The following is a 13,880-nucleotide window of genomic DNA, read 5'->3' on the forward strand; positions in this document are numbered from 1 at the left end:
GCTATCGCTAGTGGCGGTCTTGAAGTCGCACAGCATCGGCGAGAAAAGAAACGCCAACTGATCCGATGCGCCCGAAAGCGCGATTGCCGTTCGCGAGGGGCCATGAGCAGATAGCCGCCACGTTGCGCGGACGACTTGCCAGGCGTTGCCGTTCAATCGTCGGCCAAAGCGTGCGTGATCAATGCTTCAATCGTGCCGTCGCGCTGGAAACCCGCCTCGACTGCGCGCCGGTCGGCCAGCGGCGGCTGACGGCCGAACAGCCGCTCGATCGATTCGTCGGGCGCATAGTCGATCTGCGCGGAGCCGAACCGATCGGCCAAGGCATCCACAATGGCTTGCACTTCGAGGCGCAGCACCGGGGGCGTCCACACACGTTGGGCGTGCAGACCATCGGCAGGCAGGCGCGCGGCATGCAGCAGGTTATCGACGCAGCATGCACGCGACATCCACCATGCGGTTGCCGACGGCGCAACCGGGCACGTGTAGCGCTGGCCGAGTTGCGCGGCGCGGAAGACCGCGCTCATGAAGGCCGAACCATGCCCCGTCGACCAACCCGGCCGCGCGACGATTCCCGGCAGGCGCAGCGAACGGCCGTCGAGCTTGCCGCGGCGCGTCCAGTCCGCCAGAACCTGTTCGCCGACCAGCTTGTGAACGCCGTAACTGGTCGTCGGCTTCGGGACGGTGTGCTCGTCCATCTGCGGCGGGAGCGGCGCACCATACACGGCCACGCTGCTGGCAAAGACCACGCGCGCCACGCGCGAGTGCGCCTCGGCCTGTCGCGCGAGCCGCTCGAACAGAGCGAGCGTGCCGTGGAGATTGATGCGGTCGCCGAGGGCCTGGTCGGCTTCGGCCTGCGCACCGGGCACGCTCGCCAGATGAAAGGCGACATCGACGGGTTCCGGTAACAATGAATCGAGCGTGTGCGGCGCGCCGAAATCACCGGCGATGAACGTGACGCGATCATCCGTGGGAATCGCGTCGGCTTTTTGATCGACCAGCAGAAGTTTCGTCACATCGCCGGCGCAAGCAACGCCTTCATTCAACAATCGCCGGACCAGCGCGCTACCGACAAAACCATGGGCGCCCGTGACCAGTACTCTCATCGTTGCGCCTCGCCGTTGCCCGCAATCGCCGCCGGAACGACGCGCTGATCGATTGCACCGAAGGGCGCCCCGCCCTCCTCGTCACGCGCTGTCATCCTGACCCGATCGCCAAAGCGCATGAACGCGGTCCTGGCCTGCCCTTCGTCGACGATCTCGATCACGCGGCGCTCAGCGATGCATGCGGAACCTGCCGCGCGGTCGACATTCGATACCGTGCCCGAACCGACGATCGTCCCGGCAGACAACCGGCGCGTGCGTGCCGCGTGTGCGATAAGCTCGCCAAAGCCAAAGTTCATCTCGCCGCCGCGTGGGTGTCCGAACCATTGACCGTTCCACTCGACATGCAAGCTCAGATGCACGCGGCCGTCGCGCCATCCGTTACCCAACTCGTCAGGCGTGACCGCGACTGGAGCGAAGCTGGTGGAGGGCTTGGCTTGCAGAAAACCGAATCCGCTCTTCATCTCCCGTGGTCCAAAACCGCGCAGGCTCCAGTCGTTGATCTGCACGAGGCAACGAATATGCTTCACTGCGTCGCTGGCCGATACGCCCATCGGCACGGCGTCGACTATCACGCCGAACTCGCCTTCGAAGTCGATGCCGTCGCGCTCGTCCGGCAGCGGCACGTCGTCGGTTGGACCGAGGAAGTCGTCGCTCGCGCCCTGATACATGACCGGCACGGTGTCGAACTCGGGAATAGGCGGCATGTTGAAGGCACGCTCCATCAAGCGGCCGTGATTCAGGAACGCAGAGCCATCGCACCATTGAGGACTGCGCGGCAACGGCGCGGCGCACAGACTGGCGTCGAACGCGAATGCGTCAGCCGCACGCCCGGCGTTCAGCGCTTCATAGCGTGCCTGCAATTGCGGCCCGACTTGCGGCCACTGTTCGATCGCTTCGAGCAAGGTTGCAGCAATGCCCGTTGCTTTTGCGGCATGACGAAGGTCACGCGAGACGACGAGCAAAGTGCCGTCGCGCTGACCGCGCAAAGTGGCGAGTTTCATCGTGTTTGCATCTCCACCGGCAGATTGAGCGCCGCGGCAATCGCGCTGTCATAGGTACCGTCGACCAGCACGAACAACATCCGGCACACGCGGTTCGAGCGGTTGGCCCATGCATGATTGGTCCCGCGCTGGATCACGACGCTCCCTGGCGCGAGCGCCACTTCGCCCTCGTCGAGAATCAAGGTCAATTCGCCGTCGATCACGACGCCATAGTCGATCGACTCCGTGCGATGCATCAACGGATGCGGAGAATCGCCCTGCACTGTCGATACATTCGCATCGCCAGTCTCGCTGAACGCAGCGTGCATCTTCGACGCGCCATGCGCGAGAAACTCCGGCGTATCCGGCGGAATATCGACAAAGCGCAAACGCGTGCCCTGTTTCGGCGGCGGCAGCATCAAGGGCCCGTCGGCCGGGTCCGGCCCATTGTCGACGCAAGCCGGACTGCCGGCCGTCGACCAGACCTCATGAAAGACCGTACCCGGAATCGCCTTGATTTCGACGACGCTCTGCAATGTGCCATCGGAAGCGACAAGCGCGCGCCCGCGCGAGTCGTGGCCCGTGACGATCCGGCGAATCGGCGGCAAGCTCATATCGTGACCTCATCGAATATCGCCACGGCGCGCGTCCAGCCAGCCGAGGCGCCGCGAATCTTGTGGGGAAAACAGCTAATGGTGAAGCCATGCGGCGGCAGCGCTTCGAGGTTGTGCAGCTTCTCGAGATGGCAATAGCCGATGTCGCGGCCCGCCTTATGGCCCTCCCAGATCAGAGAAACGTCGCCGGTTTCGGCAATCTTCTTCGCCGTGTACGAAAAAGGCGCATCCCAGCTCCATGCATCGGTGCCGGTCAATCGCACGCCGCGCTCGAGCAGGTACATGGTGGCCTCGTAGCCCATTCCGCAACCGGCATTGACGTAGTCGCCATGTCCGTAGCGCGAACCGGCTCGCGTGTTCACGACGACGATGTCGAGCGGCTCGAGTTGATGGCCGATGCGCGCGAGCTCTTGTTCGACGTCGGCTGCGGTCGCGACATAGCCATCCGGGAAGTGACGAAAGTCGAGCTTCACGCCCGGCTGAAAGCACCATTCGAGCGGGACCTCGTCGATGGTGGCCGAAGCCTTCGGGCCGCCGAGGCTCGCGTCCATCGTCGAATGGAAATGCCAGGGCGCGTCGAGGTGCGTGCCGCTGTGCGTTGTCAGCGTGACCCATTCGGCTGCGGCCGCTTCGCCATCGGGGAAGTCTTCGCGCTTCGTTCCCGGCAGCATCGCCATGAATTCGCCTACCGTATCGGCATGCTTCTGGTAGGTGATTTTCGGCGCGAGCGGCGGCGGGTCCGAGAGCACGTCGTTTTCGAGGTAAATCGAGAGATCGATAAAGCGTCGATTCGGTTTCATCCCGCGACTCCCGTAGTAGGCGCACGAGGAGCAAGCCGTGCAAAGCAGGCGATCGCGACCGCGGCAATCGCCACCGCCGCCGCACCGAGACTGCCGTAACCGGAAAGCTTGACGAGCGTGCCGCCGAGAATCGGGCCGATCGCGGCGCCCGTCATCAGCATCGCGGGCGTCGCCGCAACCGCGCGGCCGGTCCTGTCGAGGCGTGCGAGCATGCCGAACGCAAAGGTATGCGTGAAGATCATCACCGCCGCGAAGACCGACGTGGAAGCCGCATACGGAGCGAAGGCGCTGCTCTCTGTGACGATCAACGCGATGACGGCCTGCATCAGCGCCCCGCACTGCACGACGCGCACGCCGGGCAGGCGCGCTTCGAGCAAGCCCGCGAGCGGCGCGGGTAGCAGGTTGACGAGACCCAGCGCGATGAGCACGCCCGTCACGGCGGAAAAGCCGAAGCCGCGATCGAGTCCGATGCGCTGCACGAAAGCGAACACCATGGCTTGCGTGAGTCCCATGCAGGCGACGCCGAGCATGCCGAACCAGACCGCGCGATCGAGCGGCGACTCTGTTCGCGCCGCGCCGGTATCGCGTGTGCGGGTCGCCGGGAACGCTGCCGCGGACATCAGCGCGGCGACGACCATTACGCCGGCGAACACGTCGAAAAGCGCCTTGCCGCCTCTCGCCGCGATCAACACCGGCGTCGCGCCGAGAAATGCGATGGCAAAACATCCCAGCGACAACCCGGCAATCGCGAAGAGCCGGTGCGGGTTGCGGCTGCGGCCGATGGCTCCGTGAGTCACGCTCAGGCTGCTTCCAACCGCAAGCCCGGCCACGAGATGCAGAGCGGCCATCAACTCATAACGGTCGATCGCCGCCGCAATCGCGAATGCCGCGGCCGCGACACCGAAGCCGGCCGGTGCGATGAAGCGCGCCTGCAAGCGGTTCAGTCGGGGCGACAGGAAAACGCTGCTCGCGACCGCGCCAGCCAGAAACAGCGTGGCCAGCGAACCCGCCTGCTGCGGATCGAGATGATAGTCGCCGATCAGTGTGCCGACCCAGACAGGCAACGCGACGAGGTCCACCATGCCGGCGCAATGCGCGACGAGCAGCGCCAGCACGCCCAGTCCGCCGTATCGCGTACCCGCGTGAGCGCTGGCTTGCGCGGCCGGTTCTTGCGCGGCATCCGCTGTGATGTTCTGTGCCATGTGTTCGTTCTCCTTCTCAGATCGGCTGTGTCAGATCGGTTGGGCCAGGCTCATCAGCGTCTCGCGCATGATCTGGGCGTGTTCCGCCTTGTCGCCGCCGCAAATCTCGATTTCACCGAGCCGGCCGGAGTTCTCCACGACGATGCGGCAGCGTTCCCAACGGCGCGCCTGGAACGCGAGCAAGGCCGCTTCGAGCGTCGCACCACGGCCGAGTTCTTCTGCGAGCACGATGCCGTCCTCGACGCCGATGCCCGCGCCGGCAGCCATATGGGGCGTCGTCGCATGCACCGCATCGCCGACCAGCACCACGCGGCCCGCAAACCACGGCTGCGGCACCAGCAGCCGTTCCAGCGGCCGGTAGATGACGGTCGAATGCGACCCGATCTGAGCGCGGATGGACTGCACCAGCGGCGCGCTGAAAGGCGCCAGCAGATCGCGCAGCATCTGTGGCCAGTGCTGGGGATCGAGGCGCTCGTTGGCCGGACGATCCTCGGTGACGAAGACGTACATCTCGTCGTGCGAAACGGGGTTCACGCCGGCCTTGACCTTGTGACCCATCCACATCGTCGCGCAGGTGATCTCGGCCGGCCGCGGCACGACTGCGCGCCAGATGCCCTGGCCGGTATAGCGCGGCTGGGGCGCGTCGGGAAACACGGCCTGGCGCACTTTGGAGTAGAGACCATCGGCGCCGATCACGAGGTCGTACGTGGCCCGCGTGCCGTCGGTCAGCGTCACGTCGACGCCGTCGTCCCGCTGCACGATTTCGGAGAACGTGCAGCCGAGGCGCACATGCACGCCTGCTGCCCGCGTGGCCTCGGCAAGAATGTCGGCCAGCACCGGCCGCATGATCGCGCCGCCGCCCGGAATCTCGGGGCCGGCCACGCGAGGCGTCGGCAGTTGTCCCAACGGCGCACCGGCCGATGTGAAAAGATTCACGCCGTCGCCGCAGAAGCCTCGTTCCATCACCGCATCGACGACGCCGATCGTCTTCAACGCGCGCAGCGTCGGGCCGCCGATGCTGATGCCGGCGCCATAAGCGCGCCACTCGCGATCGATCTCCACGAGATCGACCTTCAGCCCCTGCTTGACGCATTGAATCGCGGTGGCCATGCCGGAAAAGCCGCCCCCCACTATGAGGACATGCCGAACGGAAGTCATGCTGGTGTCTCCTGATTTCAACTCCGCCCCCGCGATCGTCGTACGCGGGCGCGCTTTCTGTTTCTGAATGTCGAGTGCGGGGTGTGCCGATGGGCATGTGCCGCCGCACTTCCTTGCTTGCGCTCCACGCACTATGTTTCGTCTTCGTCTTCGCCTTCGCCCTCACTCCCGCCACGTCGTGAAGCAAAAGCCAGTGGTACGAAAACGCTGACGTCGCCGTCTTCCGACACCGTCGTATCGAGCCGCATCAACCGTTGGCCCATGCACGGTCCCACGAGACACTCGCCGGTCGCGATATCGAACTGCGCCCCGTGCGCGTGACAGACAATGCGGGTGCCGTCGCCGTTCAGGTAGGCATCCTTACGCCAGGCCATCGGCGTGTTGCCGTAATGCGGACACGCGTCCAGATACGCAAATACCTCGCCGTTACGCCGAACGAGCAGCAACGTATCGCGTCCCTGCCCTGCATGATCGAAGCCGCGCGAGCCTGGGTCGTCTAGTTCATCGAACCGGGCGAGCCGGATCGACAAGGCGGCAACTGACATAGCGGAGCCTCCCGTTAACCGGCCGGTGCAGCCGGAGGTCCGCCAGGCGCCCATTTCTCGCGAGGCTGGAACAGGAACAACTGCGAAGCGTCCGCACCCATCGGCGCCGCGCGCGCGGTCCAGTCGTCGTCGTGAAGGTCCATGTCCGCGTCGTACTCGACGTGGCAACCCAGCGGGCTGTTGAAGTACCAGAACCAGTTCGAGCCGAACCGGTGGCGCCCCGGCCCCCAGAATGACTGATAGCCCTTCTCCACGAAGCGCGTGCCGGCTTGCATGACCTCGGTCGGTCCGCCCATATGGAAAGTGAAGTGCTCGCAGCCTTTCATGAACGGCGGCGTCTGGATCATGAACAGCGTGTGATGATCGAGCGTGCCTGCCGGCCGCAGAAACGGCCCGACACCGGTGAAGCGGTCCGAGCAGCGAAAGCCCAGACGTTCGACGTAAAACGCTTCCGCCTTGTCGGCGTCAGGCACGAAATAAACGACATGCGAAAGCGAGCGAGGCGTGAGATCGACTCCGTCGTCCACGCCCACCACGTTCGGCGCTCGTTGCGCCGGCGCGCCGGGTGCGTTGACGGTTTCCGCGGGCAGCGCGAGCGAACGCCTCACCGTGATCTGGAAGCCGAGTGCAAAACCCATGTCGTCGACGGATTCGATCGACCCGTCCGCGAGCCGCCGCACTTCACGATCCCGTTGCAGTTCGGCCGCGATGGCGTGCAGCGTTGCGGCGTCGGCCACGCCATAGGTGGTCTTGCGCAACATGCTTCCCGTGGCGAGCGCGGGCGGCAAAGCCGGATCGTCGGCGCGGCGGATTTCGATTGCGGTGCCGTCGAGCGCTTCGAAGCGGCCGCCGGTTTCACCAGCATGGACGGGCACGAGGCCGTAGTCGAGAAGGTACTGGTTGCAGCTTGCCACGTCGTCCACGCCGAAGACGAGCGTATCGGGTCCGATGATGTTCATGAGCGCGAGTTCAAGTTAAAGGAATGGGTCAAAGAGCGGTATGCCCGCCTAGGGTTTCGGCCACCCAGTCGGCGATGTAGTGGCCTGCGTTGATCGAATTGTCGAAGCTGGAGTGCTGGACTCCGCCTTCGCGATCGGTAAAGATCTTCAGCTCGCGCTTCGGACTGTTCACGAGCTGTTCGTAGGTGCGATGCGCCCACGCCACGGGAATCTGCGAATCCTTCTCGCCATGCGTCACGAGAAACGGCACCTGGATGCGATCGAGCACGCCGTCGAGATGAACGTTTTCCGCGATCTGCATGAACTCGTCAGTGTCCTTCGCGCCCCACACCCAGCAGACGTGTTTCCAGTAATGCGGCACCGGGAAGTTGCCTTCGCGCAGCTGGCGCTTTTTCTGCACGTCGCGCCAGTCGTGATTCGCGCCCCACACGACACCGCACGCGAAGCGCGGCTCGAAAGCCACTGCGCGCGGACAGTAATAGCCGCCGAGCGAGACGCCTTCCATGCCGATGCGCTTGTGATCGATGTCGTCGCGCGTCTCGAGCCAGTCCACGATCCTGCTTGCCCACGACTCGGCGTTGTACACGGCATGCAGGCCTTCGAGACGGAGCGCCTCGCCGGTGCCGGGCTGATCCACGATCAGCGACGACACCCCGCGCGCCGCCAGCCACGCCGGCAAGCCGACGAGGTATTTCATTTCCTTCGTCGAATCGAGTCCGTTCACCTGCACGAGCAACGGGCTGCGAGCGCCTGCGCCCTTCGCCTTGACGAGCAAGCCGGAAAGACGGCTATCGCCGTACGGAATCGTCACGCGCTCGCAGTCCTCGCCGAGCAGCGCGACGCCCTTTGCGAACGTATCGAGCGAGCGCCGGTACAGATCGATGCGTCCCGGCGCGTCATGCGCCTGCAGCCGTTCGCAGGTGATCAGATAGATGGCCGCGCGCTTGAGCTTTTCACCGGCCGACAACAGCCTGCCCTTCGCTTCGTCCTCGCTCGCGAGATCGCAAAGACGATCGGCCATGCTCGACCATACTTGCCTGAAGGCGCGGGTTCCTTCCGCATCGGGCTGCTTCGCGGCCTCCTGCAAAGGCGCGCACATGACCTCGATTTCGCCGATGCGCGCGCCCATCTCGATCGCGAGATCGACGGAGAGGTTCCAGACGTAGTTCGTGGGAAAGTAACGAAACATGCAAGTCCTTCGGAGATTGATTAGTTGCCCGCAGCAGGTCCGGGCGGTTTCGCCCACAACGGGATCGCGATGTTCAGCCAGATCGCGTTGCTCTTCGACGTGTTGGCCGCATAGAGGCCCTGCTGATAGTTGAGGTTGATATTGAACGCCCCGCCGTCGTATACGATTGACGGCCCGAGTGCGAGCGTCTTCGCCCGGTTGCCGGCGATCACCGAACCGTTCTGGCGATCGTCGGTGAACTGGTTCAGGTACGCGCCGACGAGGCCGAGCTTCCACTTGCCGATATTCCATCCGGCCTCGAATTCGCTCACGCTTGCCGTGCCGGAACGGTAATTCGTGTCGCCGTTTTCGCGATTGATCAGCAGGCGGTTGGCGAGGCCCACGTCGATACCGTTCGGCGCGTTGTAGCGCAGCGAGACCACCGGTTGCAGGGACGTATAGCCCACCGCCACGCTCGCCTTCGTCGGGCTATAGGAACCGGTCTCGAACGCAATATCGAAACCGCTGGTGAACGTCAGATTCTGCGCGAGCTTCCAGGTCAGAATGACAGGCGACAGCGTGATGCTCGAAAGACCGTTCTGCGTATCCTTCTGCCCAAGCACATTCGTATGCAGCGAGACGAACGGCAGCACCAGCTGCGAGTACACATTGGCGCCCAGCACGGTAAACGGGTATGAGGCGAGCAGACGCGTCGTCGCCGAGAATGCGGAGGTATGGAACGGAATCGGCAGCTTCTCGCCGTTGTTGCCATACAGCCCATTGGAGAAGCTGTAATTGAACTGCTCGAGGGCGAACAGTCCGGGTATCGGCGGCATTTCCGCGATGTTCGTACCCACTGCGTCCGCCGGATAGGGAGAAACCCCGCCCTCCAGGGCACAGGCGTTTTGCGATCCCAGCGCGGCCAGCATCATGCAGCCTACGGAAGCGGCGGCAGCCGCGGCAAATCCTCTACGCAATTTCGTCTCCTCATCGCCGACGCCTCGTTGGGCCTGTCGGGCATGTCTCTTATCGTTCAATGGATGCAGCGAAGCACGGATACGGCGGCGTCAGCGCTGCAAGCGGCATCCCGATGCACGTGGTTGAATTCAATCGTCTCGGGATGGGCTTTAGATTAAGATGCGCTCGCGTAGCACTCAAATGGATTGCATCCATTCGGTGTATGGGCGGCCTGAATACTTTTGGTAAAAACCCTAATGCCGGCCGGCACCGACATGCAACCGCACCGACATGCGCAACGGACAATGAACGGAGACCGCGCCCATGCGCTTCAACAAGCTTGATCTGAATCTGCTCGTGGCACTCGACGCTTTGTTGACCGAAGAAAGCATCAGCCGCGCGGCCGAGAAAATTCACCTGAGCCAGTCCGCGATGAGCAACGCGCTCGCGCGGCTGCGCGAATATTTCGACGACGAGTTGCTGGTCCAGGTCGGCCGCAAGATGGAACTCACGTCACGCGCCGAAGGGTTGAAGGATGCCGTGCGCGATATTCTGGTTCGCGTCGACGCGACCGTCGCCGCGCAGCCGCAGTTCGTGCCGGCGCAGTCGAACCGGCTGTTCCGGCTGCTGGTATCCGACTACACGATGATGACGCTGATGCCGCACGTGCTCGAACTCGCCTATCGGCACGCGCCCGGCGTGCGCTTCGATTTGCGGCCTCAGGTCTCGAACCCGCAACGCGTGCTCGAGCGCGGCGAAGCGGATCTGCTGATCATCCCCAAGGACTTTTGCTCGACGGAACATCCATCGGAAATGTTGTTTGAAGAATCGTTCTGCTGCGTGCTGTGGAATCAAAGCAGCCTGGTCGGCGACGACATGACCGCCGAGCGCTATATGGCGGCCGGCCACGTGGTCGTGCATCCCGGCGACGGCATTGCGCTCGAAGACTCGTTCATGCAACGACTCGGCATGGCACGGCGCGTCGAGGCGAGCACCTTCAGCTTCCTGTCGCCGGCCCATCTTGTAGTCGGCACGCACCGTATCGCGACGATGCATTTCCGGCTCGCGAAACTGGCCGCACGCTCCTTGCCGGTCACGATACGCACGATGCCCGTGACGATGCCAAAGATGGAACAATGCATGCAATGGCACAAACATCGCACGTCGGACCAGGGCATCGCGTGGGTGCGCACGCTGCTGAAAGAGGCGGTGCTCACGATGGACAGCGCGCCGGACGCAGCGGCATGAACGCCCCCACAAGCAGAAAGCGCACAACGAGCGCGAAGGTCGACGTGCAGCCTGGCGCCGCTGCGCCATCCATTCTCGACCCGCGATGGCTGGTGTTCGCGCGCGTGGCGGACCTGGGCAGTCTCAGCAAGGCTGCCATCGCCCTCGACATGCCGCAGTCGCTCGTCAGCCGAAACATCGCTCTGCTGGAACAGCAATGCGGCGAGCGGCTCTTTCGACGCACGGGGCGCGGCGTCGTTCTCACCGAGTTCGGCGACTATGTGCTGCCGCGCGTCGCGCATCTCGCGCAATACGCAGACGCCCTCTCCGACGACATCCGCAGCGCGCGTGGTCAGCCGAACGGCGAGGTGCTGGTGGGATTGCTGCCTTCGGCGGTCGATCAGCTTGCCGGTCCGTTGTTCGCGTCGGTAAAAAACGAACTGCCCGGCGTCAGGCTTCATCTTGTCGAAGGCGCCAGCGCGCAACTCGAAGAGCAGCTCCACGAAGGCCGTCTCGACATGGCCGTGGTGCTGCGCGACGACGAGGCCAGCGTCAAGGACGCTCACGTGCTCGCCAAAGTGCCGCTCAATCTCGTGGGCCGCCGCGAAGACGCGCGGGTCGGCAAGAAGGATGTTCCGCTCGCCGCACTTTCCGGCATACCGCTCGTTGTGCCGGGCCGTCCGCATCCGTTGCGCGGGCGTCTCGATCGACTCGCCGTCGACCACTCGCTGACGCTGCAAGTAGCCGTCGAAGTCGATTCGGTGCGCTTGCAGTACGAAATTGTCGCAGCGGGAGGAGGCTATGCGATTGCTTCCGTGCTGCCCGGCCGGCTCGATCCGCGCCTCGCCTCGTCGCGGATCGTCAGCCCCATGCTCGAACGCTTTGTGGTGCTGGCGGACACGCCGCGCCGTCCGCATACGCGCGCCACTCGCGCGGTGCGGCGTTTGATAGAAGGTCTCGGTGCATTTGCACAGACGGCCTGATTCCGTTATCGACGAAATGCATATCTGCTTTCCACCCTGAGCAGTACACGCAAGCGGACGTGGTCCCTATAGTGCGTGGGTCATTCACACCCAAGCCCACACCATGTCCGACACACGGCCGAGCGAGGCCCTTCTTCCCACACTCTTTCTGAGCGATGCCGACGTCGCGTCGCTCGCCGACTGGCCGTCGGCTGTCTCCGCGTTGGCGAAAGCCTATGGCGAGCCGGCATCCGACGCGCGGGTCCCGCCGCGTTCGATGGCTCGCGGCGATGGAATCTGGCTACGCAGCCTGACGGCGATATCGCCGGCGGGCGGCCATATGGGCTCGAAGCTGATCGCCGCCTCCCCGCGTACACGCAGGGCCAGCTATCTGATTTCGCTGTTCGATCAAGAGACCATGGGCCTCGTCGCGTTGATCGACGGCAATCGCGTGACGGGGCTGCGCACGGCGGCCACGGCCACGCTCGCCGTCGATCGGCTGGCTCCGCGCCGGCCGCTGTGCGTCGGCGTGATCGGTTCGGGCTTCGAGGCGCGCGGCGCGCTCGACTGCCTGGGCGCGCTGCGCCCGTTCGAAAGCGTGCATGTGTTCAGTCCGAATCCGGCGAGCCGTGAGCGCTTCGCGCAGAGTTTCGCCGGCAGCATCGACGTCGTTCCGGCCGGCACAGCCGAACGCGCCGTAAGCGGGGCCGACGTCGTTATCTGCGCGGCACGCAGCCGCGACGAGTCGCCGGTTCTGCGCGGCGCATGGCTCGCCGCGGGCGCAACCGTGGTCTCGCTCGGCTCGACCTTGCCCGAGCAGCGCGAAGTCGACGAAGAGACGATGGCGCGCGCCGCACGCGTGATCGCCGACGTCCCCGACGAAGTCGCTCACGACACCGGCGACGGCATCGCCGCCACGCGCGCCGGCCTCGCGCTCGACGCCAAGCTCACCTCGCTCGCCGCGCTCGTTTCGGGAGACGCAATGCCGCGACGATCGGACGCCGACATCGTGCTCTACAAGTCGGTCGGCTCCGCGCTGCAGGACGTCGTCATCGCGGAGATGCTGTTCGCACTCGCCAAAACGAAAGGTTATGGCACGCCGTTGCCCGCCAGCATCGTGCCGGTCGCCAAATAGCTTTCACATCAATCGACAATCCAGATTCGAAGGACCCATCTCATGGCTGCATACAGAAAGACCGATGCCCGCGCCTGGGCAAGAGAACAGTTGACAGGTTGCTCGGCTGTCACGATTCCGAGCTACAGCGCCGATCTGAAGCGGCTCAATGAACGCGGCATTCGCCACGACATCGAACTGGCGATCAAACTCGGCTTCCGTTACACGCTGCTGTGCAGCGAAGTCGCCATCACGCCCGAGGAAAACGCGCAGTTCACCGCGTGGGCGCGAGAGAGCGCGGGCAACCGGCTCGGCCTCTTCTTTCACGCGGCGTTCGGCACGCTTGCCGAGAATATCGAAGCCGTGAAGCTCGCGGAAAAAGCCGGCGCGGACATCGTTCTGCTGTCCTATCCGCCGCAGTTCTGGCCGACGACGCAGCAGGAAATCTACGACTACACGAAGGCCTTCTGCGACGCGACCGATCTGGCCGTGATGCTGTTTCCGATCCCGCTTTGGGGTTTCGAGCGCGTGCATCCGGCGGGCATGCCGGTGGAACTCGTGCGCCGCCTTCTCGACGACTGCCCGAACATCGCGGCGATCAAATCGGAGCAAGGTTTCCCACTGCCCGCAGGCATCTGCGAGATGTACCACCACTTCCGCGACGAGGTGGTAATCAGTTGTCCGATCGAGGGCGACGCGATCCCGCTGATGAGCGTGATGAAACTCCAGTTCTCCGGCACCAGCAACACCGCGTGGATGGGCGACTACTACCCGAAGGCTTTCGAACTGGCGCGCAGCGGCCGATGGGAAGAAGCCATGGCGCTGTACTGGAGCGTCAACCCGGCGCGCAACGCCAACGGCGCGGCCGCGCAGAGTTATGCGGGCGGGACAGGCGTGCTCAACCGGACCATGTGGAAGTACCAGGACTGGCTGGCCGGCTTCAACGGCGGTCCGTTGCGCGCACCGGCGATGCGCGTACCCGACCGCCTGATGAAGAGCTTGCGTCAGGGCCTCGCGGCCTCGGGCCTGCCCGTCACGTCGGACCCGGATGCCGCGTTCATCACCGGCCGCTTCCCCTGCTGAGGACGACA

Annotated in this window: 14 protein-coding genes; 4 read left to right on the forward strand and 10 right to left on the reverse strand. The window is 64.4% G+C overall.

Annotation, left to right across the window (positions count from 1 at the left end):
• Window positions 1–152: 152 nt before the first annotated feature.
• From DSC91_RS19690 to DSC91_RS19735, 10 genes are all read right to left on the reverse strand, one after another.
• Complete coding sequence (locus DSC91_RS19690) at window positions 153–1,103, reverse strand: NAD-dependent epimerase/dehydratase family protein (protein WP_115780489.1); 951 nt, start codon at window positions 1,101–1,103, stop codon at window positions 153–155.
• Window positions 1,100–2,104 (reverse strand): fumarylacetoacetate hydrolase family protein, encoded by a 1,005-nt coding sequence (locus DSC91_RS19695; protein WP_115780490.1) that lies wholly within the window; start codon window positions 2,102–2,104, stop codon window positions 1,100–1,102. The genes DSC91_RS19690 and DSC91_RS19695 overlap by 4 nt, the downstream gene beginning before the upstream one ends.
• Window positions 2,101–2,697: a cupin domain-containing protein gene (locus DSC91_RS19700; protein ID WP_115780491.1), complete on the reverse strand. Its 597-nt coding sequence runs from the start codon at window positions 2,695–2,697 to the stop codon at window positions 2,101–2,103. Before DSC91_RS19700 ends, DSC91_RS19695 begins: the two co-directional genes overlap by 4 nt.
• Window positions 2,694–3,497, reverse strand: coding sequence for a cyclase family protein (locus DSC91_RS19705; RefSeq protein WP_115780492.1), 804 nt, complete (start codon window positions 3,495–3,497; stop codon window positions 2,694–2,696). Before DSC91_RS19705 ends, DSC91_RS19700 begins: the two co-directional genes overlap by 4 nt.
• Window positions 3,494–4,699: an MFS transporter gene (locus tag DSC91_RS19710; protein ID WP_115780493.1), complete on the reverse strand. Its 1,206-nt coding sequence runs from the start codon at window positions 4,697–4,699 to the stop codon at window positions 3,494–3,496. Before DSC91_RS19710 ends, DSC91_RS19705 begins: the two co-directional genes overlap by 4 nt.
• Window positions 4,700–4,729: 30 nt before the next feature.
• A complete protein-coding gene (locus tag DSC91_RS19715; protein WP_115780494.1) occupies window positions 4,730–5,857 on the reverse strand; it encodes an FAD-dependent oxidoreductase in 1,128 nt (375 codons plus the stop codon).
• Window positions 5,858–5,988: 131 nt separating this feature from the next.
• Window positions 5,989–6,402: a Rieske (2Fe-2S) protein gene (locus DSC91_RS19720; RefSeq protein ID WP_115780495.1), complete on the reverse strand. Its 414-nt coding sequence runs from the start codon at window positions 6,400–6,402 to the stop codon at window positions 5,989–5,991.
• Between the two features lie 14 nt (window positions 6,403–6,416).
• On the reverse strand, window positions 6,417–7,361 hold the full coding sequence (locus DSC91_RS19725) for a VOC family protein (protein ID WP_115780496.1): 945 nt from the start codon (window positions 7,359–7,361) through the stop codon (window positions 6,417–6,419).
• A gap of 28 nt (window positions 7,362–7,389) precedes the next feature.
• Window positions 7,390–8,550, reverse strand: a complete 1,161-nt coding sequence (locus DSC91_RS19730; protein WP_115780497.1) for an alpha/beta hydrolase family protein — start codon at window positions 8,548–8,550, stop codon at window positions 7,390–7,392.
• 20 nt (window positions 8,551–8,570) lie between these two features.
• Window positions 8,571–9,461, reverse strand: coding sequence for a SphA family protein (locus tag DSC91_RS19735; protein WP_115780498.1), 891 nt, complete (start codon window positions 9,459–9,461; stop codon window positions 8,571–8,573).
• A gap of 349 nt (window positions 9,462–9,810) precedes the next feature.
• Here DSC91_RS19735 and DSC91_RS19740 point away from each other — a divergent pair, with 349 nt between their 5' ends.
• The 4 genes from DSC91_RS19740 (at window position 9,811) to DSC91_RS19755 (ending at window position 13,872) form a co-directional block, all read left to right on the forward strand.
• Entirely contained in the window at window positions 9,811–10,734 is a 924-nt protein-coding gene (locus DSC91_RS19740; RefSeq protein WP_115780499.1) for a LysR family transcriptional regulator, read from the forward strand.
• Complete coding sequence (locus DSC91_RS19745; protein ID WP_115780500.1) at window positions 10,731–11,696, forward strand: LysR family transcriptional regulator; 966 nt, start codon at window positions 10,731–10,733, stop codon at window positions 11,694–11,696. The genes DSC91_RS19740 and DSC91_RS19745 overlap by 4 nt, the downstream gene beginning before the upstream one ends.
• A 103-nt stretch (window positions 11,697–11,799) precedes the next feature.
• Window positions 11,800–12,810, forward strand: a complete 1,011-nt coding sequence (locus DSC91_RS19750; protein ID WP_115780501.1) for an ornithine cyclodeaminase family protein — start codon at window positions 11,800–11,802, stop codon at window positions 12,808–12,810.
• Window positions 12,811–12,852: 42 nt separating this feature from the next.
• A complete protein-coding gene (locus tag DSC91_RS19755; RefSeq protein ID WP_115780502.1) occupies window positions 12,853–13,872 on the forward strand; it encodes a dihydrodipicolinate synthase family protein in 1,020 nt (339 codons plus the stop codon).
• Window positions 13,873–13,880 lie beyond the last annotated feature (8 nt).

Source organism: Paraburkholderia caffeinilytica (assembly GCF_003368325.1).
In the GTDB taxonomy this organism is placed as follows: Bacteria; Pseudomonadota; Gammaproteobacteria; order Burkholderiales; family Burkholderiaceae; genus Paraburkholderia; species Paraburkholderia caffeinilytica.